Annotated in this window: 20 protein-coding genes and 1 other RNA gene; 17 read left to right on the forward strand and 4 right to left on the reverse strand. The window is 67.8% G+C overall.

All coding sequences use genetic code 11. The features are described 5' to 3' along the window. Positions 1-100: 100 nt before the first annotated feature. From SOM47_RS09705 to SOM47_RS09715, 3 genes are read right to left on the reverse strand one after another with little or no spacing between them, the layout of a single operon-like run. Positions 101-1,489: an FAD-binding oxidoreductase gene (locus SOM47_RS09705; protein ID WP_042613636.1), complete on the reverse strand. Its 1,389-nt coding sequence runs from the start codon at positions 1,487-1,489 to the stop codon at positions 101-103. A 33-nt stretch (positions 1,490-1,522) separates the two neighbouring features. Continuing rightward, the gene (locus SOM47_RS09710; RefSeq protein WP_042613637.1) at positions 1,523-1,888 is read right to left on the reverse strand and encodes a YraN family protein; all 366 of its coding nucleotides are present in this window, start codon (positions 1,886-1,888) and stop codon (positions 1,523-1,525) included. Then, positions 1,878-3,602 carry a penicillin-binding protein activator gene (locus tag SOM47_RS09715; protein ID WP_192084370.1) on the reverse strand — a complete coding sequence of 575 codons (1,725 nt, stop codon included), beginning with the start codon at positions 3,600-3,602 and terminating at the stop codon, positions 1,878-1,880. Before SOM47_RS09715 ends, SOM47_RS09710 begins: the two co-directional genes overlap by 11 nt. Positions 3,603-3,683: 81 nt before the next feature. On the opposite strand from SOM47_RS09715, the gene rsmI reads away from it, so the two are divergent. After that, positions 3,684-4,502, forward strand: a complete 819-nt coding sequence (rsmI, locus tag SOM47_RS09720) for a 16S rRNA (cytidine(1402)-2'-O)-methyltransferase (protein ID WP_101100342.1) — start codon at positions 3,684-3,686, stop codon at positions 4,500-4,502. Between the two features lie 46 nt (positions 4,503-4,548). Continuing rightward, an RNA gene (rnpB, locus tag SOM47_RS09725) (RNase P RNA component class A) lies at positions 4,549-4,897 on the forward strand. 56 nt (positions 4,898-4,953) lie between these two features. On the opposite strand, the gene SOM47_RS09730 is transcribed toward rnpB, so the two are convergent. Beyond that, positions 4,954-5,709, reverse strand: coding sequence for an NRDE family protein (locus SOM47_RS09730; RefSeq protein ID WP_320505444.1), 756 nt, complete (start codon positions 5,707-5,709; stop codon positions 4,954-4,956). A 324-nt stretch (positions 5,710-6,033) separates the two neighbouring features. On the opposite strand from SOM47_RS09730, the gene mraZ reads away from it, so the two are divergent. The 15 genes from mraZ to lpxC all read left to right on the forward strand — a co-directional run bounded on the left by mraZ (position 6,034) and on the right by lpxC (position 22,918). Further along, positions 6,034-6,480 carry a division/cell wall cluster transcriptional repressor MraZ gene (mraZ, locus tag SOM47_RS09735; protein ID WP_042613641.1) on the forward strand — a complete coding sequence of 149 codons (447 nt, stop codon included), beginning with the start codon at positions 6,034-6,036 and terminating at the stop codon, positions 6,478-6,480. Positions 6,481-6,494: 14 nt separating this feature from the next. Continuing rightward, positions 6,495-7,463 carry a 16S rRNA (cytosine(1402)-N(4))-methyltransferase RsmH gene (gene rsmH, locus SOM47_RS09740; protein ID WP_042613670.1) on the forward strand — a complete coding sequence of 323 codons (969 nt, stop codon included), beginning with the start codon at positions 6,495-6,497 and terminating at the stop codon, positions 7,461-7,463. Then, complete coding sequence (gene ftsL, locus SOM47_RS09745) at positions 7,460-7,723, forward strand: cell division protein FtsL (RefSeq protein ID WP_042613642.1); 264 nt, start codon at positions 7,460-7,462, stop codon at positions 7,721-7,723. Before rsmH ends, ftsL begins: the two co-directional genes overlap by 4 nt. After that, a complete protein-coding gene (locus tag SOM47_RS09750) occupies positions 7,720-9,573 on the forward strand; it encodes a peptidoglycan D,D-transpeptidase FtsI family protein (protein ID WP_192084373.1) in 1,854 nt (617 codons plus the stop codon). Before ftsL ends, SOM47_RS09750 begins: the two co-directional genes overlap by 4 nt. Beyond that, complete coding sequence (locus SOM47_RS09755; RefSeq protein ID WP_320505445.1) at positions 9,570-11,060, forward strand: UDP-N-acetylmuramoyl-L-alanyl-D-glutamate--2,6-diaminopimelate ligase; 1,491 nt, start codon at positions 9,570-9,572, stop codon at positions 11,058-11,060. Before SOM47_RS09750 ends, SOM47_RS09755 begins: the two co-directional genes overlap by 4 nt. After that, on the forward strand, positions 11,057-12,451 hold the full coding sequence (locus SOM47_RS09760; RefSeq protein ID WP_042613645.1) for a UDP-N-acetylmuramoyl-tripeptide--D-alanyl-D-alanine ligase: 1,395 nt from the start codon (positions 11,057-11,059) through the stop codon (positions 12,449-12,451). The genes SOM47_RS09755 and SOM47_RS09760 overlap by 4 nt, the downstream gene beginning before the upstream one ends. Then, on the forward strand, positions 12,441-13,526 hold the full coding sequence (gene mraY / locus SOM47_RS09765; protein WP_057507808.1) for a phospho-N-acetylmuramoyl-pentapeptide-transferase: 1,086 nt from the start codon (positions 12,441-12,443) through the stop codon (positions 13,524-13,526). The genes SOM47_RS09760 and mraY overlap by 11 nt, the downstream gene beginning before the upstream one ends. Continuing rightward, positions 13,526-14,872 (forward strand): putative lipid II flippase FtsW, encoded by a 1,347-nt coding sequence (gene ftsW / locus SOM47_RS09770; RefSeq protein ID WP_320505446.1) that lies wholly within the window; start codon positions 13,526-13,528, stop codon positions 14,870-14,872. Before mraY ends, ftsW begins: the two co-directional genes overlap by 1 nt. Then, positions 14,869-15,957, forward strand: a complete 1,089-nt coding sequence (murG, locus tag SOM47_RS09775; RefSeq protein ID WP_320505447.1) for an undecaprenyldiphospho-muramoylpentapeptide beta-N-acetylglucosaminyltransferase — start codon at positions 14,869-14,871, stop codon at positions 15,955-15,957. The genes ftsW and murG overlap by 4 nt, the downstream gene beginning before the upstream one ends. A 43-nt stretch (positions 15,958-16,000) precedes the next feature. Continuing rightward, positions 16,001-17,437: a UDP-N-acetylmuramate--L-alanine ligase gene (gene murC / locus SOM47_RS09780; protein ID WP_320505448.1), complete on the forward strand. Its 1,437-nt coding sequence runs from the start codon at positions 16,001-16,003 to the stop codon at positions 17,435-17,437. Beyond that, a complete protein-coding gene (locus SOM47_RS09785; protein ID WP_320505449.1) occupies positions 17,434-18,411 on the forward strand; it encodes a D-alanine--D-alanine ligase in 978 nt (325 codons plus the stop codon). Before murC ends, SOM47_RS09785 begins: the two co-directional genes overlap by 4 nt. After that, on the forward strand, positions 18,408-19,139 hold the full coding sequence (locus tag SOM47_RS09790) for a cell division protein FtsQ/DivIB (protein ID WP_042613651.1): 732 nt from the start codon (positions 18,408-18,410) through the stop codon (positions 19,137-19,139). The genes SOM47_RS09785 and SOM47_RS09790 overlap by 4 nt, the downstream gene beginning before the upstream one ends. Next, entirely contained in the window at positions 19,136-20,371 is a 1,236-nt protein-coding gene (ftsA, locus tag SOM47_RS09795; protein WP_042613652.1) for a cell division protein FtsA, read from the forward strand. The genes SOM47_RS09790 and ftsA overlap by 4 nt, the downstream gene beginning before the upstream one ends. 168 nt (positions 20,372-20,539) lie before the next feature. Continuing rightward, entirely contained in the window at positions 20,540-21,787 is a 1,248-nt protein-coding gene (ftsZ, locus tag SOM47_RS09800) for a cell division protein FtsZ (protein ID WP_042613653.1), read from the forward strand. Between the two features lie 219 nt (positions 21,788-22,006). Next, positions 22,007-22,918, forward strand: a complete 912-nt coding sequence (gene lpxC, locus SOM47_RS09805) for a UDP-3-O-acyl-N-acetylglucosamine deacetylase (protein WP_192084380.1) — start codon at positions 22,007-22,009, stop codon at positions 22,916-22,918. Positions 22,919-22,934: the final 16 nt, after the last annotated feature.

Below are 22,934 nucleotides of genomic sequence, written 5' to 3' on the forward strand. Positions count from 1 at the left end.
TACGTAGCCCCGTGCATCTCTACCGGCGATGCATCGCATCCTTCAGCACCGGCGGGAAGGCTGCGGCCACGACTGCCTGCGACTGACTCCCGCGGGAGCACTACGTGGTCGGCGGCAACACCTTGCCCGGGTTGAGAATCCCATCCGGATCCAGCGCAGACTTGATCGCGCGCATCGCCAGCAACGTTTCCGGGGTAAAGGCCTGTGCCATGAATCCACGCTTGGCCAGGCCGATGCCATGCTCGCCGGAGAGCGTGCCCTCCAATGACAGCGTCAAGGCGAAGATCCGCGGCAGCGCGGCCTGCGCGCGCGCATTCTCATCCACATCGTCCGGGTGATACAGGATGTTGACGTGCAGGTTGCCGTTGCCGGCGTGCCCGAAGGTCACGATGGTCAGATCGAACTCGGCCGCCAGTGCCTGCACCCCGCTCACCAGCGCCGGAATGCGTGACACCGGCACCACCACGTCTTCGTTGATCTTGCCCGGCGCGATGCTGCGCAGCGCAGGTGAAAGTGCCTTGCGCGCCGCCCACAGCTTTTCCCGCGCGGCGCCTTCCATCGCCACGTCCAAGGCCAGCATGCCTTCGCCTTCGGCTGCGTTGGCCAAGGCCTGCAGCAGGTAGGGCAGGGTGTCATGGTCGCCATCGGCTTCGATCAGCAGCATCGCGCCGGCGTCCGGCACGTCGGCGCCGTTGAGCCGCAGCAACTGCAGGCTGCGGGCATCCATGAACTCCAGCCGCGTCGGCACCACGGGCTGCCCCATCACCCGCGACACCGCCTGCGCGGCAGCGTCGGCATCGCGATACAGCACGCGCAGCCCTGCCTGGGCCACCGCCACCGGGGTCAGCTTCAGGGTCGCTTCCACGATGATCGCCAGCGTGCCTTCACTGCCCACCAGCAGGTGGGTCAGGTCGTAACCGGTGGCATCCTTGGTATAGGCGCCACCGCAGCGGATCAGATCGCCATTGCCGGTCACCGCCACCAGCCCGAGCACGTTGTCGCGGCTGGTGCCGTACTTCACCGCGCGCGGCCCACCCGCGTTGCAGGCCAGGTTGCCGCCGATGCTGCAGATGTCCGCACTGGACGGGTCGGGCGCCCAGAACAGGCCGTGTGGGGCCAGTGCCTGCTGCAGATCGCCGTTGAGTACCCCGGGCTCCACCACGGCGCAGCGATCGCCCGGACGGATGGAGAGGATCTGGTTCATGCGCGCCAGTGACAACACGATGCTGCCCTGCAGGGGGACCGCGGCCCCGGTGGTGCCGGTGCCTGCGCCGCGCGCGACCAACGCCACGCGATGCGCGCGGCAGGCACTGACGATGGCCTGTACCTGTTCGCGGGTGGACGGCAACGCCACCGCGAGCGGCCGCTGGCGGCGCCACGAATTGTCCTGCGCGTTGGCATCCAGTGCGGTGGCATCGGTGCGCCAGCCGTCGGTGCCGAGCAGCAGTGACAGGTCGGCAGCCAGCGTGGCGGGCAGTTCGGTGTTCATCGTGATTCCAGCAGAAGCAAAGAAGGGGTGCGCTCAGCTGTCCAGCCGGAACGCATCGCGCAGCCACTGCAGGCGCGGCGGGTCACCGCTGGCCTGCACCACGTCGAAGCGGCACGGCTGCTCGCACAGCGCCGGATGCGCCTGCAGGTACAGCTGCGCGGCCAGTACCAACCGCTGCTGCTTGCGGCTGTCCACCGAGGCGGCGGCACCGCCGAAGTCCGCGCGTGCGCGGTAGCGCACTTCGACGAACACCACCGTGCCGCCATCGTTCATCACGCGGTCCAGCTCGCCGCCGCGGAAGTTCACGTTGCGATCCAGTACCTGCAGGCCGGCCGCGCACAGCAGGCGCTCGGCGGCCGCTTCGACCGCCGCCCCTCGCCGGGCCCTGTCAGTTGGCATTGGCGATCGGCATCGGCCGGCCGCCGCTGAAGGTCGACCACGCCGGCACGCGCAGGATGTTGCCACCGCCGTCCAGGTACAAGGTGCCGGTGGCGCCGGACAGCCCGCCCTGGGCGGCCAGCGATTCCATGTACGCGCTGATCTTCCAGGCATCGAAACCAAAGGCGAACAGCCGGCCGGCCGCACCGCGTGCGCTGGGCAGCATCTGGCCGGCGGTACCGGCGCTGGGCAGGCCGGCCACGCCGCGCACGTTCCAGGCTTCGTTCGGATAGATGATGCCGTCCAGCGCCACGTCTTCTTCCGGCTTGCCGCTGCCCACGGTCAGCTGCGAGGTACCCACGCGGGTGCCGCCGCCGACGCCGGCGAGGGCAAGCTGCGGCGCCAGCTGGCGGGCCTGCGGGGCACGCACCGCCAGCAGCACGCCATCGGCCTGCCCGGCTGCGCGCAGGCGCGCGCTGATGTCCCCCACGGGGTCGGCCACCCCGATGGTGGCCAGCACCTGGCCGCCGCGCTGGGTGAAGCGTTCGGCGAACGCGGCTGCGGTGCGGCGGCCGGTGTCATCACTGCTGTGCAGCACGATCACCTTGGCGCGTTCGCGGCCACGCAGGTATTCGGCGGCCATCACCCCATCGTCTTCCGGCGCCAGCGAGAAGCCCGCGCTGCCGGCCGGCGGCGCATCCTTGCCGCGGTTCAGCGCCAGCACCGGTACCGGCAACTGGGCGCGGCCGTAGACGGCATCCACTTCGTCGCGGCCCAAGGGGCCGACGATGAAATCCACGCCGCTGGCCACGGCCCGGTCGTAGGCCGACAGGGCGCCGGCCGGGGTCCCGGCGGTGTCGATGAAATCAATCTCCGGCTTGCGCCGGGTTTCACCGTAGTAACCGGTCAGCAGGCCATCGCGCACCGGCTGTGCGGCCGTGGCGAGGCGGCCGCTCAATGGCAGCAGCACGGCCAGTTTCACCGGCGGCCGGTAGCCGTCGCTCATCGCCGGCGGACGCTTGCTGGTGTCGAACTGGGCGCTGGCCGCGTCGCGGTCGAACGGACGCGGCAGCGACATGCCGCGCGCGATCAAGGCGCGGCCGGCGAAGTTGTACAGCGGATCATTGGCCGGCAGAGCCGCCGCGCGCGACTGCAGCGTGGCGTCGTCCAGCGTACCGAGCAGGCCGACGATGGCCGCCTGGTTGTCCGTACGGGGTTTGCCTGCCAACCCGACATGCGCACGGGCACGCTCCTGGGCGGCACCGAAGTTGTCGCCGGTGGCCTGCAGCGCAGCGGCGCGGGCCAGCTGCCAGCGCGATGCCAGCGCCGGCAGCAGCTCGGTGGACGGTTCGGACAGCGCGGCCAGCGCCTGCGTGGGTTGCTTGTCGGCAAGTGCCAGTTCGGCGGTGGTCAGCAGGTAGCGCTGGCGGCTGGCGGCGGACAGCTGCCGCGGCTGCAGCTGGGACATCAGGCTGCGCGCGCGCGTCGCATCGCCGGCTTCGTGCCAGGCAAAGGCAGCGTCGGCCAGCGCGTTGCTGCGTGCGGCGCCACGCAGGGTGCCGGCCAGGCTTTCCAGCTGCATGGCGGCATCGCGTGGACGGCCTTGTTCAATCAGCAGCAGGGCCTGGCTCTGGGCCGGTGACTCCGGTGCACTGGTCAGGCTGGTGGTGGCGCAGCCGGCCAGCAACAGCAGCGACAACGACAGGGCGGAGATCCGGACGACAGGCTTGTTCATGATCGGGTCCATGCAGGAGGGGCAGCGGCGTTGGCCGGGTACACGCTAGGATTCTACCCTTGACCTTGGAGTGCCGCTGAAATGACCGTTGCCACGCTGTATGTCGTTGCCACCCCGATCGGCAACCTCGCCGACCTGAGCCCACGCGGGCAGGAGGTGCTGCGCACGGTGGCGGCGATCTGTGCCGAAGACACCCGGCGCACCGGCCAGCTGCTGTCCCATTTCGGCATCTCCCAACCGCTGGTGGCCCTGCACGACCACAACGAAGAGGTGCTGGCGCAGCGCATCGTGGCCCGCCTGCAGGCCGGCGAGTCACTGGCGCTGGTCAGCGATGCCGGGACCCCGCTGGTCAGCGATCCGGGCTTCCGGCTGGTGCGCGCGGCGCGCCAGGCCGGGATCCGGGTCAGCCCGGTGCCCGGTGCGTGCGCGGCCATTGCCGCACTCAGCGTGGCCGGCCTGCCCAGTGATCGCTTCACCTTCGAAGGCTTCCTGCCGGCCAAGGCCAGCGGACGTCGCGATCGGCTGCAGGGCCTGGCCGGGGAACTGCGCACGATGGTGTTCTACGAATCCTCGCACCGCATCACCGAGTCGCTGGCCGACATGGCCGCGGTCTTCGGCGGCGAGCGGCCGGCGGTGCTGGCGCGTGAGCTGACCAAGCTGTTCGAAACGGTGCTCGACGGTGACCTGCACAGCCTGCAGCAGCAGGTGGATGCCGACGAGAACCAGCGCAAGGGCGAGTTCGTGGTGATGGTGCAGGGCGCCGCCGATGACGAGCAGGCACAGCTGGCCCAAGGCCGTCGCGTGTACGCCACCCTCAGCGAGCACCTGCCGCCGTCCACCGCGGCCAAGCTGGCGGCCGAGCTGACCGGTGCCCCGCGCAAGGCGCTGTACGGCAGCTGATCATCGCGCCCCCGGAAATGGGCGGATGTGGGAGAATGCACGCGGCGGAGTCGGCCAGACAGTCGCGTCATCCTTCGGGATGCCGAGGAAAGTCCGGGCTCCATAGGGCAAGGTGCCAGGTAACGCCTGGGCGGCGCAAGCCGACGGAAAGTGCAACAGAAAGATACCGCCGAACGGCCTTCGGGCGCGTGGCAAGGGTGAAATGGTGCGGTAAGAGCGCACCGCGAGTCTGGCAACAGACCGGTACGGCAAACCCCACCTGGAGCAAGACCAAATAGGGACCTCATGGCGCGGCCCGCGTCGGGTCCGGGTAGGTTGCTTGAGCGTTGCGGTGACGTAACGCCTAGAGGAATGACTGTCCACGACAGAACCCGGCTTATCGGCCGGCTCCGCCACCTTCCATCGCATTCGCCGCGCCCCCTTTGCCAAAGGGGGCTTTGGGCCCCGTGCGTTATTGGAAACCGAGCTGATCCTGGCCCAGGGCCACGCCCTGCGGGCCGAACCGTCGTTCGTGGATGGCACCCCGCCCATCGTGGTCGATCAGGATGAGGGTGCTGGAGCGGGTGCCGTAGTCGTCGCCACGGATGAAGGCCGGGCTGAGCCAGCGTTCCCGTTCCAGTCCGATCCCGGTGTCCGGCAGCTCAGCATCGGCAGGCCGGTGCTCATCGGCCAAGGCCGTCCACAAGGGCTCCAGTGACGAGGTGTCGCTATTGGTCCACGCCCCAAGCGCATCCATCAGTCGTCGCGTCTTCGGCCAAGGCGCGTCCAGCGCGCCATTGGACAGGCCGTGGATGCCGGCTGCCAGCTGCTGTTGTCCGGGCGGATGGTTGCCGAGGAACTGCACGGACTGCGCGTCTGCCAGCAGCAGGTTGAACGGGGCGTACGTTGCGGCAACGCGCGACAGCCGATCGGCGTGCACGGCTGCCGCTGCGCTGCCGCGCAGGTAATCGGCTACCAGCGCGCCGCGCGATGGCCCGGCCTGCGACGCCAGCGGATCGCGGACGTTGGTGACCACCGCCATCCGCGCGCCCGTACCGACGCCTGCCCACCCGCCGCCTGAGCGAAGGTCGCGCCCGCCCATCACCTGCGGCGCGTCGGCCCAGCGGGACAGCGCGGCGGTTGGACGCGCGTGGAACTCATCGCGGTTACCGATCATCACCAGCCGCCAGCGCGGGTGGTGCAGCCAGGACAGGGCAAGCAGGCACATGCCTCGCATTGTGCTGTTTTGCGCAGTCGCCTGCTACGGAATCGGGACGCTCAATGAATGCGCGGGAGCGACTTCACACCCTCTGCACACCCATGAACTTCGGCGAAATCTGAAAATTTGAGACGAAACAGCCACTTGTGGATAAGCCTTGAACAAGTCTCTAAAGATCGCTGCAAGCTATTGATGAGACAGGTGATTTTCTTGTCCAAAAGTTGTTGACAACCCTTTGACCGCTGATAAGGTGGGCAACAGAGGGAAAACCGGGTCTTTTGTGGTTTTTCGTGGTTCAATGTTTCATCACGCTGAAGGAAAGGTGCACGCGTCGTGTTTCAGGGCGAGACGGCCATCACAGTTGACGATAAAGGGCGCATGGCGGTTCCAACCGTTCATCGCGACCTCGTCGCGCGCGTGAGCAACAACCGCCTGGTCCTGACCTACAACCCGTTCGAATCCGGCTGCCTCTGGCTGTATGCCGAATCGGAGTGGGAGCGCGTCCGTGACGACGTCATGGCCAAGCCGAACACCCAGCGGGTGGTACGCCTGCTGCAGCAGAAACTGGTCGGTTCGGCCGCACATCTGGAGCTGGACGGCAATGGCCGCATCAGCATCCCCGCCAGCCACCGCGGCGCGGTGGGTATCGAAAAAAAGGCGGTATTGCTGGGCATGGGTGACAAATTTGAACTGTGGAGCGAGCAGGCACACCGCGCATTGATCCAGCAGACGTTGTCTGACGAGGATCTGGGCGATGGGCTTCTCGATCTGAAATTGTGAGCCGGGGTGCCCGGGTGCGCGGAACAGCGCAGACCGGTCACCTCCCGGTGTCGCAGTCGCCGGCGGGTCATCTGCCGGTGCTGTACACCCAGGTCCTTGAAGGCCTGAGGGTGATCGAAGACGGAACCTACCTGGACGGCACGTTTGGACGTGGCGGTCATGCCCGTGGCGTGCTGGAGCAGCTCGGCGAGGGCGGCCGCCTGTTGGTGATGGACAAGGATCCTGATGCGATCGCCGTGGCCGAGCGCGACTTCGCGCCGGACCCGCGCGTGTCGATTTTCCGTGGCAGCTTCGCCCAGCTGCTGCAGTGGGACCAGACGGCCGCCGGCCTGGATGGGGTGCTGTTCGATCTGGGCGTTTCGTCGCCGCAGCTGGATGTCGCCGAGCGCGGTTTCAGCTTCGGCAAGGACGGCCCGCTGGACATGCGGATGGATCCGGACAGCGGTGAGAGTGCGGCGCAATGGCTGGCACGCGCGGACGACACCGAGATCGCCGACGTGCTGTGGACCTATGGCGAAGAGCGCCAGAGCCGCCGCATCGCCCGCGCGCTGGTCGCCCGCCGGCAGAAGCAGCCTTTCACCCGCACCGCCGAACTGGCCGAGGCGATCGCCTCGGTGATGCCGCGCGGCAAGGACAAGATTCATCCTGCCACCCGCAGCTTCCAGGCCATCCGCATCCATATCAACCGCGAGCTGGCCGATCTCGAGGCCGGCCTGGATGCGGCCGTGCAACGGCTCAAGCCGGGTGGCCGGCTGGCCGTGATCAGCTTCCATTCGCTGGAAGACCGCATCGTCAAGCAATACATGAACCGGTTGGCCAAAGCGCCTCCGAGCAATCGTCGCCTGCCCGAGCAGCAGGTCTTCGTGCCTACGCTGGACCTCATCGGCGGGGCCATCAAGGCCAATGACGACGAACTGTCCGGCAACCCGCGCGCCCGCAGTGCGGTGCTGCGCGTGGCGCAGAAGCGCGAGGTCGCCGGATGAGCCGGTTGATCCTGATCGTGCTGCTGGCCTGCACGGTCGCTTCGGCGATCGGGGTGGTGTTCGTGCGCCATCGCCATCGCCAGACCTTCATCGAGCTGGCCCGTGCCGAGCGCGTGCGCGATGAGTTGAACATCGAATTCGGCCGGCTGCAGCTGGAACAGGCGACCCTGGCCGAGGCCAACCGGGTCGACCAGGTGGCGCGTGAAAAACTCGGCATGAAGTTCCCGGAAGCCGCCGACGTGGTGGTGGTCCGCCCATGAACAAGACCGGTCGCAACCGTCCCCGCAATGCCTTCAACCTGCGCCAGCGGCTGCGTTGGGTCGCGCTGGCGCTGGGCCTGTGCTCGGTGTCGCTGGTGGGTCGTGCCGCCTACGTGCAGTTGATCAACAGCGATTTCTACCAGCGCCAGGGCGAGGCACGCTACCTGCGCGAACTGCCGATCAAGACCTCGCGCGGGATGATCACCGACCGCAACGGCGAGCCGGTGGCGGTCTCCACGCCGGTCGCTTCGATCTGGGTCAACCCGCAGGAACTGCTGCGCACGCCGGACCGCATTCCGGAGCTGGCCACTGCGCTGGGCCTTTCGGTGGACGACCTGAGCAGCCGCCTGAGCCAGAAGGCGGACAAAGAATTCATGTACCTGCGTCGCCGCATCAACCCGGACGATGCGGAGAAAGTGGTCGCGCTGAAGATCCCCGGTGTTGCCGCACAGCGCGAGTTCCGCCGCTTCTACCCGCAGGGTGAGGCGATGGCGCACGTGCTCGGCTTCACCAACATCGATGACCGCGGCCAGGAAGGGCTGGAGCTGGCCTTCGACGAATGGCTGCGCGGCGAAGCCGGTGCCAAGCGGGTGATCCGCAACCGCAAGGGCGAAACGGTGGAAAGCGATCTGTTGCGCGCCGCCACGCCGGGCAAGGACCTCACGCTCAGCATCGACCGGCGGATCCAGTTCCTGGCCTACCGCGAACTGCGCAACGCGCTGATCGCCAACAAGGCAGCGGGCGGCTCGATCGTGATCATGGACGTGGCCACCGGCGAAGTACTGGCGATGGTCAACCTGCCGACCTACAACCCCAATTCTCTGGATGGCGCGGTGCCGGACACGCGCCGCAACCGCGCGGTGACCGACCTGGTCGAGCCGGGCTCGACGATGAAGCCGCTGACCATCGCCTCGGCGCTGCAGGCCGGCGTGGTCACCAAGGACACGATCATCGACACCAACCCCGGCTACATGTCGCTGGGGCGTTACACCATCCGCGACGTGCCGCGTAACAACGGCGTGCTCAACGTCACCGGCGTGATCACCCGCAGCTCGAACGTCGGCGCGGCCAAGGTCGTGGCCAAGATGACCGACCAGGTGTTCTACGATTCGGTGCACAACTTCGGCTACGGCAGCCGCCCCGGGAGTGGCTTCCCCGGTGAATCCGGTGGTGTGCTGCCGCGCCCGGCGCGCTGGAGCGGCTCGTCCAAGACCACCATGTCCTACGGTTACGGCCTGTCGGTGACCCCGCTGCAGATCGCCACTGCGTATTCGGCGCTGGGCAACGGCGGCCGGCTGATTCCGCCGACCTTCGTCAAGGGCCAGCACAACGAGGCGCGCCAGGTGGTCGATGCGGAAGTCGCCAAGGAAGTGGTGGCGATGATGGAAACCGTGGTCACCCAGGGCGGCGCCAAGCAGGCTGCGGTACTCGGCTACCACGTGGCCGGCAAGACCGGCACCGCACGCAAGGCCGGCCCCGGCGGCTACGAACGCGGCCATTACAACGCGCTGTTCGCCGGCGTGGTGCCGGCCAGCAACCCGCGCTTCGCCACGGTGATCGTCATCAACGATCCGCAGGCCGGCAAATACTACGGCGGGCTGGTCTCGGCGCCGGTGTTCCACAACGTGATGGACGGTGCGCTGCGCCTGATGGACGTGCCGCCGGACGACATCCAGTCCTGGCTGACGGCGCAGCAGTCGGGCAAGACCGGGCATTCTGCTTCGGTGCTGCCGACGCCACCGGCCGATGCCGTGCTGCCCGCCGATGCCGCCGCTGAATTCGACGCCGCGTTGCCGACGGCCGCGCAGGCCCCCGCGCCTTCCCCCGCACCGACGGGAGGCACGCAATGAGCCGTTCCATGCTGCTTTCAAGCCTGCTTCCCGATGTGGCCCTGGCAGGCCGCGACGTGACCATCACCGGCCTGGTGATGGACAGCCGCGCAGTCTGTGCAGGCGATGCCTTCGTGGCGATCGCCGGCTTTGGCGCGCATGGCCTCGGCTTCGTCGAGCAGGCGCGTGGCGCGGGTGCGTCGGCGATCCTGTTCGAACCACCAGCGCCGCAGGAGCTGCCCGCACCGGCTGACGCCATCGCCGTGCCCGGGCTGCGCGCGCGCATGGGCGCGATGGCCGACCAGTTCCACGGCGCGCCATCGCGCGCGATGCGCATGGTCGGGGTGACCGGCACCAACGGAAAGACCTCCACCGTGCAGCTGCTGGCCCAGGCCTGGCACCTGCTGGGCACCCGCAGCGGCAGCATCGGCACCCTCGGCGCCGGGCTGTTCGGCGATGTGCAGCCGACCGGCTTCACCACCCCGCTGGTGCTGCAGATGCACGCCCTGCTGGCCGAGCTGCGTGATGCCGGCGCACAGGCGGTAGCGATGGAAGTCAGTTCGCACGCGCTCGACCAAGGCCGCGTGGACGCCGTGCACTATGACGTGGCGGTGTTCACCAACCTCACCCGCGACCATCTGGATTACCACGGCGACATGGACACCTACGGCGCAGCGAAGGAGCGGTTGTTCCACCGCCCTGGCCTGCGTGCCTCGGTGGTCAACCTCGACGATGGCTTCGGCCGCGAACTGCACGCGCGCCTGCCGGCCGGCCAGCAGGCGATCGGCGTGAGTTCACGCGATGCGGCTGGCGCTGCGGTGCGTGCGCGCGACATCGTACTGGACGGGCAGGGGCTGGCCTTCGCCCTGCAGATCGACGAACACAGCGCTGACGTACGCTCGCCGCTGCTCGGTCGCTTCAACGTGGACAACCTGTTGGCCGTGGCCGGCACCCTGCATGCGCTGGGCCATCCGCTGGCCACCATCGCGGGCGTGCTGGGCCAGCTGCAGCCGATCCATGGGCGGATGAACCGCCTTGGCGGCGCGGCGGGCGAGCCCACCGTGGTCATCGATTACGCACATACCCCGGATGCGCTGGAACAGGCATTGTCCAGCCTGCGCGGCCACGTCGCCGGCCAGCTGGCCTGCGTGTTCGGCTGTGGTGGCGAGCGTGATGCAGGCAAGCGCCCGCAGATGGCCGCGATCGCCGAACGCCTGGCCGACCGGGTCACCGTGACCGACGACAACCCGCGCGGCGAAGACGGTGACCGCATCGTGGCCGACATCCTCGCAGGCTTCGCTGACGCGTCTTCCGTGGTGGTGCAGCGTGACCGCGCACGCGCCATCGGCGCTGCGGTAGCCGCGGCAGGCCACGGCGATATCGTGCTGGTCGCCGGCAAGGGCCATGAGCCCTACCAGGAAATCAACGGCGTCCGCCATGCCTTCGATGACACCGACGTGGCCGCCGCCGCGCTGGCGTCACGTGCGCACGGGGAGGGGGTGGCATGAGGCGCACCCTGCTTTCGCTGATCGCGCACTGGGCCGGCGGCGAGATCCATGGCGACGACGTCGCCATCGATGCCATCAGCAACGACACCCGCCAGATGAGCCCCGGCAGCCTGTACGTGGCGCTGCGCGGGGAGCGCTTCGACGGGCACGATTTCGGCACCGATGCGCAGGCCCGCGGCGCCAGCGCGCTGCTGGTTGAACGCCTGCTGCCGCTGAACCTGCCACAGGTGCTGGTAGCCGACAGCGAGCTGGCCCTGGCCCGCATCGCCGCTGGCATGCAGCGCGACCGCAGTACCGGCGTGTTCGCCATCACCGGCAGCAACGGCAAGACCAGCGTCAAGACGCTGCTGCTGGATATCCTGCGCCAGCATGCACAGGTCGAACACAAGGTCGTGCATGCCAACCCGGGCAACTTCAACAACGAGATCGGCCTGCCGCTGGCGGTGATCGCAGCGCCGGAAGATGCCGACTTCGCGGTCTATGAAATGGGCGCCGGCAAGCCCGGGGACATCGCCTACCTGACCGACATCGTGCGTCCGCGCTGGTCGCTGGTGAACAACATCGCCGCCGCGCACCTGGAACGCATGGGCAGCCTGCAGGGCGTGGCCAGCACCAAGGGTGCGATCTACGCTGCGTTGCCGGCCGATGGCGTGGCGGTGATCAACGCCGACGACGCCTTCGCGCCCTGGTTCGAGCAGCATTTCATCGGTACCCCACCGCGTTGCGGTGTGCTGCGTTTCGGCCTGGACCACAGCGCGGACGTGTCCGCCTCGGCAATTCGCTTCGACGCCGCGGGCAGCCACTTCCTGCTGCACACGCCGGCAGGCAAGGCGGAGGTAACGCTGCCGCTGCCGGGTCGCCACAACATCGGCAATGCACTGGCCGCAACCGCATTGGCACTGGCGGCGGGCATTCCGCTGCCGCAGATCGTGGCCGCGCTGGCGGTGACCGAACCGGTGCCGGGACGGCAGATCGCCCACCGCCTGCCCAACGGCGCGGTGCTGGTGGATGACAGTTACAACGCCAATCCCGGTTCGTTGGCGGCGGCGATCGATGCGCTGGCCAGCAGCGGCCAGGACGCCTGGCTGGTGCTGGGTGACATGCGCGAACTCGGCCCGGAGGCGGTGGCACTGCATGCGCAGGCCGGCCAGCGCGCGCGCCAGGGCGGCATCAAGCGCCTGTATACGCTGGGGCCGCTCAGCGCTGCCGCGTCGGCTGCATTCGGCGACGGTGGTCGGCATTTCGAAACCCATGACGCACTGGCGCGCGCGCTGCAGGACGACCTCCGGGCCGGCGTGCGCTGCCTGGTCAAGGGATCCCGTGGCAGCGCCATGGACAAGATCGTGAAAGCGCTGCTCGCGCAAGGAGAGGAAGCCCCCCATGTTGTATGAACTGGCTCGATGGTTGCAGCAGCTGGAGAGCTCGTTCGGGCTGTTCAACTACCAGACGTTCCGCGCCATCCTGGCGGCGTTGACGGCGCTGTTCCTGTCGCTGTGGATGGGTCCTGCGGTGATCCGCCGGCTGGCCCAGTTCAAGGGTGGCCAGCCGATCCGCACCGATGGCCCGCAGACCCACTTCGCCAAGGCCGGCACGCCGACCATGGGCGGCTCGCTGATCCTGCTGACCGTCACCCTGGCGGTGCTTGCCTGGGCCGACCTGAGCAACCGCTACGTGTGGCTGGTGCTGGCGGTGATGATCTGCTTCGGCGCCATCGGCTGGTACGACGACTGGATCAAGATCGTGCGCCGCGACCCCAACGGCCTGAAGTCGCGCTACAAGTACCTGCTGCAGTCGATCTTCGGCCTGGCCGCCGGCCTGTTCCTGTACTTCACCGCCGACGTGCCGTCCGCGCTGACCTTCTACATCCCGATGTTCAAATCGGTGGCGCTGCCGCTGGCCGGCATCAGCTTCGTGGCCATCGCCTACTTCTGGATCGTCGGGTTCTCCAACGCGGTCAACCTGACCGACGGCCTGGACGGCCTGGCGATCATGCCCACCGTGCTGGTGGCCTGCGCGCTGGGCGTGTTCGCCTATGCATCGGGCAACGTGGTGTTCTCCAACTACCTGCAGATCCCGCAGATCCCGGGCGCGGGCGAGCTGGTGATCATCTGCGCGGCGATCGCCGGCGCCGGCCTCGGCTTCCTGTGGTTCAACACCTATCCGGCCATGGTGTTCATGGGTGACATCGGCGCACTGGCGCTGGGCGCGGTGCTGGGCACCATCGCAGTGATCGTGCGCCAGGAACTGGTGCTGGTGATCATGGGCGGCGTGTTCGTGGTTGAAACGCTGTCGGTGATGATCCAGGTCGCCTCGTTCAAACTGACCGGCAAGCGGGTGTTCCGCATGGCCCCCATCCACCACCACTTCGAACTGAAGGGCTGGCCGGAGCCGCGCGTGATCGTGCGCTTCTGGATCATCTCGGTGGTGCTGGTGCTGGTTGGCCTGGCCACGTTGAAGGTGCGCTGATGAATGACCTGTCGCGCCAGGCAACACGCCTTGAAGCCATCGGAGGCCACTTCGACAAGTGGCTGCTCGGCGCGATCATCGCGCTGACCGGGCTGGGCGTGGTGATGGTCGCGTCCAGTTCGATCGCGCTGATGAGCAGCCCGTTCTACTACCTCAACCGCCACCTGATCTTCCTGGCCGTGGGCATCGTGCTGGCCGGGCTGGCCATGCGTACCGAACTGAAAACCATCGAGCAGTACAACCAGCTGCTGCTGCTGGGCTGCTTCGCGTTGCTGATCGTGGTGTTCATCCCCGGCCTCGGCAGCAGCGTCAACGGCGCCCGGCGCTGGATCAACCTGGGCGTCTCCAAATTCCAGACCGTCGAAGCGGTCAAGGTGCTGTACATCGTGTGGCTGTCCAGCTACCTGGTGCGCTTCCGCGACGAGGTCAACGCCACCTGGCCGGCGATGCTCAAGCCCCTCGGCGTGGCCGGCGCGCTGGTGGTGCTGATGCTGCTGCAGCCCGACTTCGGTTCGTCCACCCTGCTGCTGGCGATCACCGCCGGCATGCTGGTGCTGGGCGGGGTCAACATGCCGCGCATGTCCATGCCGATCATCTTCGGCATGATCGGCATGACCGCGCTGGCGATCTTCGAACCCTACCGCATGCGCCGCATCACCTCCTTCCTGGATCCGTGGGCTGACCAGCAGGGCGACGGCTACCAGCTGTCCAACGCGCTGATGGCCGTGGGCCGCGGCGAGTGGACCGGTGTCGGCCTGGGCAACTCGGTGCAGAAGCTGTACTACCTGCCCGAAGCGCATACCGATTTCATCTTCTCGGTGACCGCCGAAGAGCTGGGCTTCATCGGCACCTGCCTGATCGTGGCGCTGTATGCGCTGCTGGTGGGGCGCACGATGTGGCTGGGCATGCGCTGCGTGGAAATGAAGCGCCACTTCTCCGGCTACATCGCCTTCGGCATCGGGCTGTGGATCAGCATGCAGAGCTTCGTCTCGATCGGTGTCAACCTGGGCATCCTGCCGACCAAGGGCCTGACGCTGCCGTTGATTTCGTCCGGCGGCTCCAGCGTGCTGATGACCTGCGTGGCGATGGGCCTGCTGCTGCGCGTTTCCTATGAACTGGACCGCGCCGAGCGCCGCCATGCGGTGCGCATGGGCGGTGGCGACGATGCAAGCGAAGAGGTGGTGCGCGCACCGGGCGGCGCCGCGCCCGCGGTCGTTCCGGGACGCGTGGCCAACGTCGCCAGCAGCCAGGAAACGAGCCCGGATGCACCGGCGCGGGCAACCGCCCCGCGTGGCACCAGCCGCCTGCAGACCCGCATCGAACCGACCTTCGGGAGGTTGTCATGAGTGCGCGCGCTCCTGCCGACCGTCCTGTGATGATCCTGGCCGGTGGCACCGGCGGGCATATCTTCCCCGGCCTGGCCGTGGCCCGCGTGCTGCGTGCGCGTGGCGTCCCGGTGACCTGGCTGGGTGCGGTCGGGCAGATGGAAACGCGTCTGGTGCCGCAGCATGACGTGCCGATCGACACGCTGGACATCGCCGGCCTGCGCGGCAAGGGCAAGCTGGCGCTGCTGGGCGCGCCGTGGCGACTGCTGCGCGCGATCCGCCAGGCCGGCTTCATCCTGCGTGACCGCCATCCGCGTGCGGTCATTGCATTCGGCGGTTATGCCTCCGGCCCCGGTGGCTTGGCCGCGCGCCTGCACGGCCTGCCGCTGCTGGTGCACGAACAGAACCGTGCACCGGGCATGACCAACCGCTTCCTGTCGCGCTTCGCGCAGCGCGTGCTGACCGGTTTCCCCGGCAGCTTCGCCGCGCGCGAAGAGGCCGTCGGCAACCCGGTCCGTGCCGAGATCGCAGCCATCGCGCCGCCTGAACAGCGCTTCGCCGGCCGCAGCGGTCCCCTCCGCGTGCTGGTGGTGGGCGGCAGCCAGGGCGCGCGCGCGCTCAACACCGGCGTGCCACAGGCCATCGCCGCGCTGGGCGCGGCCTACCCGGTGACGGTGCGCCACCAGAGCGGCGAGAAGATGCATGGCGAGGCCGTGGAGGCCTACGCCAAGGCCGGCGTCGAGGCGGAGATCACGCCCTTCATCGCCGACATGGCCGACGCCTTTGCGTGGGCGGACGTGGTGGTGTGCCGTTCCGGTGCGTCTACCCTGGCCGAGCTGTGCGCGGTCGGCGTGGGCAGTGTACTGGTGCCGTTCCCGGCCGCCGTCGACGACCACCAGACCCGCAATGCCGAGTATCTGGTCGAGCGCGATGCCGCCGTGCTGTTGAAGCAGGGCGACGCGCTGGTCACCGGCATCACGTCACTGTTGCGTGAACTATCCGAAAATCCCGCCCGCCGCATGCAGATGGCGAAAGCCGCACGTGCGCTGGCCAAGGTCGATGCCGCAGAGCGCATCGCCGACATCATCCTCGAGGAAGCTGTATGAACAACGTGCCGCGCCACCGCGCCGACACCCCGCGGAGCTGCGCATGATCCGCCGCCTGCACGACACCAACGACCTGGTGCGCGCCTTCCCGCGCGTGCATTTCGTGGGCATCGGTGGCACCGGCATGAGCGGTATCGCCGAAGTGATGCTGACGCTGGGCTACGAAGTGTCCGGCTCGGACAACGCCGATAACACCGCGACCCGCCGCCTGGCCGGCCTTGGCGCGCGCATCATGCGCGGCCACTCGGCCGCCAATGTGCTCGGCACCGATTGCGTGGTGGTGTCCAGCGCGATCCGCGACGACAACCCGGAACTGATGGAAGCGCGCAGCCAGCGCATCCCGATCATGCCGCGCGCGGCCATGCTGGCCGAACTGATGCGCTTCCGCCGCGGCATCGCGGTGGCCGGCACGCACGGCAAGACCACCACCACCAGCCTGACCGCGGCGGTGCTCAGCGAGGGCGGGCTGGATCCGACTTTCGTCATCGGCGGGCAGCTGCTGGCCGCCGGCGCCAACGCCAAGCTGGGCAGTGGCCAGTGGCTGGTAGCCGAGGCCGACGAAAGCGATGGCAGCTTCCTGCGCCTGAATCCGCTGATGTCGATCATCACCAACATCGATGCCGACCACCTGGAAAACTACGGCAACGATTTCGCCCGCGTGCAGGCGGCGTTTGCCGAATTCCTGCAGCGGCTGCCGTTCTACGGCCTGGCCGTGCTGTGCATCGATGATCCGGAAGTGGCCGCGTTGGCGGCGAAGACGCCGCGCCACGTGATGAGTTACGGGCTGAGTGATCACGCCGATGTGCGTGCGGAAAACGTGGTGCAGGAAGGCGCGCGGATGCGCTTCACCCTGCGCCTGCCGCAGGGCACCAGCCAGGAAGTGGTGCTGGCGTTGCCGGGCAAGCACAACGTGCTCAACGCGCTGGCCGCCGCCGCCGTCGGCTGGCAGCTGGGCGTGGCCCCGGATGCCATCGCGCGCGCGCTGGAAAGCTTCGCCGGCGTCGGTCGCCGCTTCAATGACCTGGGTGAAGTCACCACCGCCAGCGGTGCCAAAGTCCGCGTCATCGATGATTACGGCCACCATCCCAGCGAACTGGAGGCGGTGTTCGCCGCCGCCCGCGGTGGCTGGGCCGACAAGCGCCTGGTGGTGGCCTTCCAGCCGCATCGCTACAGCCGTACCCGCGACCAGTTCGACAAGTTCGCCGCGGTGCTGTCCAGCGTCGATGCGCTGGTACTGAGCGAGGTCTACCCGGCCGGCGAAGAGCCGATCGCAGGTGCCGATTCCGAAGCGCTGGCGCGTGCCATCCGCGCGCGCGGCCGCGGTGAACCGGTGGTGGTCGGCAAGGCCGCAGAGCTGGCGCACGTGCTGCCCGACGTGCTGCAGGACGGCGACCTGTTGTTGATGATGGGCGCGGGCGATATCGGCGCGGTGGCACAGCAGATCGCCAGCGAAGGCTTCAGCGTGGGGGCCCAGGCATGAGCGGCTTCACTTTCCCGGCGCTGCGCAGCACCGACCCGGCGGACTTCGGCCGCGTTGGCGTGCTGCTCGGTGGCACCTCGAGCGAGCGCGAAGTGTCGCTGGATTCCGGCCGCAATGTGCTCGAAGCACTGCAGGCGCGCGGCGTCAACGCGTTCGCCATCGATGGCATCCCGGCGCTGTCCAAGGCGCTGGTCGCCGGCGAGGTCGACCGGGTGTTCAACATCCTGCACGGCCATAACGGCGGGGGCGAGGACGGCATCGTGCAGGGCCTGCTGGAAGCCTTCGGCGTGCCGTACACCGGTTCGGACGTATTGGGCTCGGCGTTGAGCATGGACAAGATCCGCACCAAGCAGGTGTGGCTGTCCGTCGGCCTGCCCACCCCGCAGTACCGCAAGGTGACCGCCGCGGACGTACACGCGCAGGCCGCCGAGCTGGGCCTGCCGGTAGTGGTCAAGCCGGCCAACGAAGGCTCCAGCGTGGGCATCAGCCGGGTCTTCGACGACGCCGGCCTGGACGAAGCCGTAGCACTTGCCACGCGCTATGACGGCCAGCTGCTGATGGAACAGATGGTGGTCGGCGACGAGCTCACCGTCGGCATCCTCGGCGATGTCGCATTGCCGTCGATCCGCATCGTGCCGAAAGGCCAGTGGTACGACTACGAAGCCAAGTACAAGGCCGACGATACCCAGTACCTGTGCCCGGGCCTGGACGGCGCGGACGAACAGGAGATCCGTCGCCTCGCACTGGCCGCCTTCCGCGCCGCCGGCTGCCGGGGCTGGGGCCGGGTGGACGTGATGCGTGACCGCAGCACGGGCCGCCTGTTCCTGCTGGAAGTGAACACCGCCCCGGGCATGACCAGCCATTCGCTGGTGCCCAAGGCCGCCGGCCAGGCCGGTATCGGTTTCGAAGAACTGGTCTGGCGCGTGCTGGAACAGACCCTGGCCGATCCATCGCAGGAGAATCGCCACGCATGAACGCGGTGCTGCGCATCTTCGTCTGGCTGATCGCCCTGTCCGTGGTGGCACTGCCCGTGGTGGCCGTGCTCAACGGCTGGGTGGGCGCCGAACGCTGGCCGTTGGCCAAGCTGCGCGTGCACGGTGAGTTCAAGCGGGTGCCGGCTGAACAGCTGCAGAAGGTGCTGGTGCCGTATGCGCATGCCGGCTTCTTCGCGGTGCGCCTGCAGGATGCGCAGGACAGCATCGAGCGCCTGCCGTGGGTGGAAAGCGCCCGCGTGCGCAAGCAGTGGCCGGATGTGCTCGAAGTGACGCTGATCGAGCACAAGCCGTTCGCACGCTGGGGCAATGATCGCCTGCTGTCAGAGCAGGGCAAGCTGTTCCCCACGCCGAAGAAGCTGGCCGACCTGCAGCTGCCGCAGCTGGATGGCCCGGACAGCCAGACCGAAGAAGTGGTGACGCTCTACAACGACGCTCGTTCGATGTTCGCCCCGTCCGGGCTGGACGTGACCCGCCTGAGCATGGATGCACGCGGCAGCTGGTCGCTGCTGCTGAGCAACGGGACCGAAGTGGTGGTGGGGCGCGACGACGCGCGTTCGCGCCTGCAGCGCTATGTACGTGTGTTGCCGCAGTTGGCCAGCCAGGCCGCGCCGATCGAGCGCGCCGACCTCCGATACACCAATGGCTTCACCCTCAGCTGGGGTGAACCGCCGGCCGCAGCGCCGAAGAAAACGCAGGACAGGACATGAATCGCAAGGGTGACAAATCGTTGATCGTCGGCCTCGACATCGGCACCTCCAAGGTGGTGGCGCTGGTGGGCGAGTACTCGCCCGGCAACCCCATCGAGGTGATCGGCATCGGCTCGCACGAATCGCGCGGCCTCAAGCGCGGCGTAGTGGTGGACATCGAATCGACGGTGCAATCGATCCAGCGCGCGGTGGAAGAAGCCGAGCTGATGGCCGGCTGCGAGATCCGCTCGGTGTATGCCTCCATCTCCGGCAACCACGTGCAGTGCAAGAACTCGCCCGGCATCGTGCCGATCCGCGACGGCGAAGTGACCTGGGGCGACCTGGACCGCGTGCTCGACGCGGCCAAGGCCGTGGCGATCCCGGCCGACCAGAAGATCCTGCACGCCATCCCGCGCGAATACGTTCTGGACGATTCGCAGGAAGGCATCCGCAATCCCGTCGGCATGACCGGCGTGCGGCTGGAAGTGCACGCCCACCTGGTGGTATGCGCGCAGTCCGCTGCCGCCAACATCAGCAAGTGCGTGCAGCGCTGCGGCCTGCAGGTGGACGACCTGGTGCTGTCTTCGCTGGCCTCCAGCGTGGCCGTGCTCACCGCCGACGAGCGCGAACTGGGCGTGGTGCTGGTGGACATGGGCGCCGGCACCACCGATATCGCCGTGTTCGTGCAGGGCGCGATCTGCCACACCGCGTCGCTGCCGATCGCCGGCGACCACGTCACCAATGACATCGCGCACATGCTGCGCACGCCGACCCCGGAAGCGGAGCAGATCAAGGTGCGCTATGCCTGCGCGCTGGCCCAGCTGGCCACCGCCGAGGAAAGCATCCAGGTACCCAGCGTCGGTGATCGTCCGCCGCGCCGCATGCCGCGCCACGCACTCGCCCAGGCGGTGCAGGGGCGTTACGAGGAGATCTTTGAGATGGTGCAGGCCGAACTGCGCCGTTCCGGTTTCGAAGAACTGGTGCGCGCCGGCATGGTGCTCACCGGCGGTGCCTCGAAGATGGAAGGCGTGGTCGAACTGGCAGAGGAAATGCTGCAGATGCCGGTACGCGTGGGCATTCCCCAGCACGTCACCGGGCTGGGCGAAGTGGTCGGCAATCCCGTCCACGCAACCGGCGTCGGCCTGCTGCTGATGGGCAGCCAGATCGAGCATCCGCGCCGGCCGTCACTACCGGCCGGGCGCGCGGGAAGCATGTTCAAGAAACTGAAAACCTGGTTCCGCGGCGAATTCTGACCGCGGCGACGCCGGCCCCGGCCGGCTGCTTTGAAACGCAACACCGCAACACACTGCACCACACAGCAACAACAAACCACTACAGCCGCAACGGCGGCATGCAGCGGAAGGCAGGATGCCTCCCCCGCCCACATGCCAAAGGAAGCGGATACAACCGAGGACACGGACATGGCGCATTTTGAATTGATCGAAAAGATGGCACCCAATGCGGTGATCAAGGTGGTTGGCGTGGGCGGCGGCGGCGGCAACGCCGTGGCGCACATGGTCAACTCTGCGGTGGACGGGGTGGAATTCATCACCGCCAACACCGACTCGCAGGCCATCAAGAATTGCGGTGCGAAGCTGCAGCTGCAGCTGGGCACCAATGTCACCAAGGGCCTGGGCGCCGGCGCGAATCCGGAAGTCGGCCGCCAGGCCGCGCTGGAAGACCGCGAGCGCATCATGGACGCGCTGCAGGGTGCGGACATGGTCTTCATCACTGCCGGCATGGGCGGTGGCACCGGTACCGGCGCTGCGCCGGTGGTGGCGCAGCTGGCCAAGGAAATGGGCATCCTGACCGTGGCCGTGGTCACCAAGCCGTTCCCGTTCGAAGGCCGTCGCCGCATGCAGGTCGCGCTGAAGGGCATCGAGGAACTGAGCCAGCACTGCGACTCGCTGATCACCATCCCCAATGAAAAGCTGATCACCGTGCTGGGCCGCAACGCCACCATGATCCAGGCCTTCCGTGCCGCCAACGACGTGCTGCAGGGCGCCGTGCAGGGCATCGCCGACCTGATCGTGCGTCCGGGCCTGATCAACGTCGACTTCGCCGACGTGCGCACCGTCATGTCCGAAATGGGCCTGGCGATGATGGGTACCGGCACCGCCCGCGGCGATGACCGCGCGCAGGCTGCGGCCGAATCGGCCATCCAGAACCCGCTGCTGGACGATGTGAACCTGGCCGGCGCCAACGGCATCCTGGTCAACATCACCGCCGGTGCGGACTTCACCATGGCCGAGTTCGACGAAATCGGCCGCACCATCGACGGCTTCGCATCGGAAGATGCCACCGTCGTGGTCGGCACCGTGCTGGATCCGGACATGCAGGACGAAGTGCGCGTCACCGTGGTGGCCACCGGCCTGAACCGCGTGGCTGCCGGCAAGACCCAGCGTCCGGGCGAACGTGCGCCGATCAAGCTGGTCCGCAACGCCACCACCGGCCAGCCGGAGTTCTCCGACTTCGACAACGGCGGCGATGCGGTGTCCAAGGCCGTCGGTGGGGTGGGTCTAGGCCTGCGTCGGGCCAGCAGCGACAGCGTGGCGACGTCCTCGTCGGCCTCCTCCTCGTCGGCTTCCAGCAGCTCCACCACGCAGACCGCTGAACTGCCCAACGACTACCTGGACATCCCGGCGTTCCTGCGCCGCCAGGCGGACTGATCGCCGGCGCCGGGGTTGTCCTCCCCGGTCGCCAGCACCATGTCCTGCACTACAGGCGCCGGGCCAGGATGGGCCCGGCAGCCCTGTCATGCATGAGCTTTACCTGCATCGCGCCATGACCCGCCCGGCTTCAGCCGGGGTAGGGCCGGTCGCGTGTTAATCTGTCCCACCCCCTTGGGCAGGCCATCGCGGCCCGCCGCATGCACCTGGCCACACCCCATGATCCCGCAACGTACCCTCAAGAACACGATCCGCGCTACTGGCGTTGGCCTGCACAGTGGTGACAAGGTCTACATGACCCTGCGCCCGGCACCGGTCAACCATGGCATCGTGTTCCGTCGCGTGGACCTGGATCCGGTGGTCGACGTGCCGGCCAAGGCCGAGCTCGTCACCGAGGTGACGCTGTGCACCGGCCTGACCTGCAACGACGCCAAGATCCAGACCGTCGAACACCTGATGTCGGCACTGGCTGGCCTCGGCGTGGACAACATCATCGTCGAACTGTCCTCGGCCGAGCTGCCGATCATGGACGGTTCGTCCGGCCCGTTCGTGTTCCTGCTGCAGTCGGCGGGCATCATCGAACAGGATGCCGCCAAGCGCTTCATCCGCGTGCTGAAGACCGTCGAAGTCACCGAAGGCGACAAGGTCGCGCGCTTCGAACCTTATGAAGGCTACAGGCTGGGCTTCACCATCCAGTTCGACCACCCGATGATCCCGGCCAAGCAGTCGCGCCAGGAAATCGAGTTCTCCACCGCGGCCTACACCAAGGAAATCTCCCGCGCGCGCACCTTCGGCTTCATGCGCGACCTGGAATACATGCGCGAGCGCAACCTCGGCCTCGGCGGGTCGATGGACAACGCCATCGTGCTCGACGAGTTCCGGGTGCTGAACGAAGACGGCCTGCGTTACGCCGATGAGTTCGTCCGCCACAAGATCCTTGACGCGATCGGCGATCTTTACCTCGCCGGTGGCCAGGTGCTGGGCGCCTATGAAGGATTCAAATCGGGCCACGCACTGAACAACAAACTGGTGCGTGCCTTGATGGCCGACGCGACCGCGTGGGAATGGGTGAGCTACGACTCCCAGGCAGCGGCGGAACCTGTCGCCTATGGCGCCCCCGCTTACGCTTGAAAAAGCGATTCTATAT

This window comes from Stenotrophomonas sp. CFBP8980 (genome assembly GCF_034046095.1).
Taxonomy (GTDB): Bacteria; Pseudomonadota; Gammaproteobacteria; order Xanthomonadales; family Xanthomonadaceae; genus Stenotrophomonas; species Stenotrophomonas lacuserhaii.

Excerpts from the sequence above, each read along its gene's own strand:
- ftsA (WP_042613652.1), top strand. The coding sequence starts at position 19,136 with ATGAATCGCAAGGGTGACAAATCGTTGATCGTCGGCCTCGACATCGGC.
- murC (WP_320505448.1), top strand. The coding sequence starts at position 16,001 with ATGATCCGCCGCCTGCACGACACCAACGACCTGGTGCGCGCCTTCCCG.
- SOM47_RS09755 (WP_320505445.1), top strand. The coding sequence starts at position 9,570 with ATGAGCCGTTCCATGCTGCTTTCAAGCCTGCTTCCCGATGTGGCCCTG.
- SOM47_RS09760 (WP_042613645.1), top strand. The coding sequence starts at position 11,057 with ATGAGGCGCACCCTGCTTTCGCTGATCGCGCACTGGGCCGGCGGCGAG.
- ftsW (WP_320505446.1), top strand. The coding sequence starts at position 13,526 with ATGAATGACCTGTCGCGCCAGGCAACACGCCTTGAAGCCATCGGAGGC.
- ftsZ (WP_042613653.1), top strand. The coding sequence starts at position 20,540 with ATGGCGCATTTTGAATTGATCGAAAAGATGGCACCCAATGCGGTGATC.
- SOM47_RS09730 (WP_320505444.1), bottom strand. The coding sequence starts at position 5,709 with ATGTGCCTGCTTGCCCTGTCCTGGCTGCACCACCCGCGCTGGCGGCTG.
- SOM47_RS09705 (WP_042613636.1), bottom strand. The coding sequence starts at position 1,489 with ATGAACACCGAACTGCCCGCCACGCTGGCTGCCGACCTGTCACTGCTG.
- SOM47_RS09750 (WP_192084373.1), top strand. The coding sequence starts at position 7,720 with ATGAACAAGACCGGTCGCAACCGTCCCCGCAATGCCTTCAACCTGCGC.
- lpxC (WP_192084380.1), top strand. The coding sequence starts at position 22,007 with ATGATCCCGCAACGTACCCTCAAGAACACGATCCGCGCTACTGGCGTT.
- murG (WP_320505447.1), top strand. The coding sequence starts at position 14,869 with ATGAGTGCGCGCGCTCCTGCCGACCGTCCTGTGATGATCCTGGCCGGT.
- SOM47_RS09715 (WP_192084370.1), bottom strand. The coding sequence starts at position 3,602 with ATGAACAAGCCTGTCGTCCGGATCTCCGCCCTGTCGTTGTCGCTGCTG.
- ftsL (WP_042613642.1), top strand. The coding sequence starts at position 7,460 with ATGAGCCGGTTGATCCTGATCGTGCTGCTGGCCTGCACGGTCGCTTCG.
- SOM47_RS09790 (WP_042613651.1), top strand. The coding sequence starts at position 18,408 with ATGAACGCGGTGCTGCGCATCTTCGTCTGGCTGATCGCCCTGTCCGTG.
- SOM47_RS09785 (WP_320505449.1), top strand. The coding sequence starts at position 17,434 with ATGAGCGGCTTCACTTTCCCGGCGCTGCGCAGCACCGACCCGGCGGAC.
- rsmI (WP_101100342.1), top strand. The coding sequence starts at position 3,684 with ATGACCGTTGCCACGCTGTATGTCGTTGCCACCCCGATCGGCAACCTC.
- mraY (WP_057507808.1), top strand. The coding sequence starts at position 12,441 with ATGTTGTATGAACTGGCTCGATGGTTGCAGCAGCTGGAGAGCTCGTTC.
- SOM47_RS09710 (WP_042613637.1), bottom strand. The coding sequence starts at position 1,888 with ATGCCAACTGACAGGGCCCGGCGAGGGGCGGCGGTCGAAGCGGCCGCC.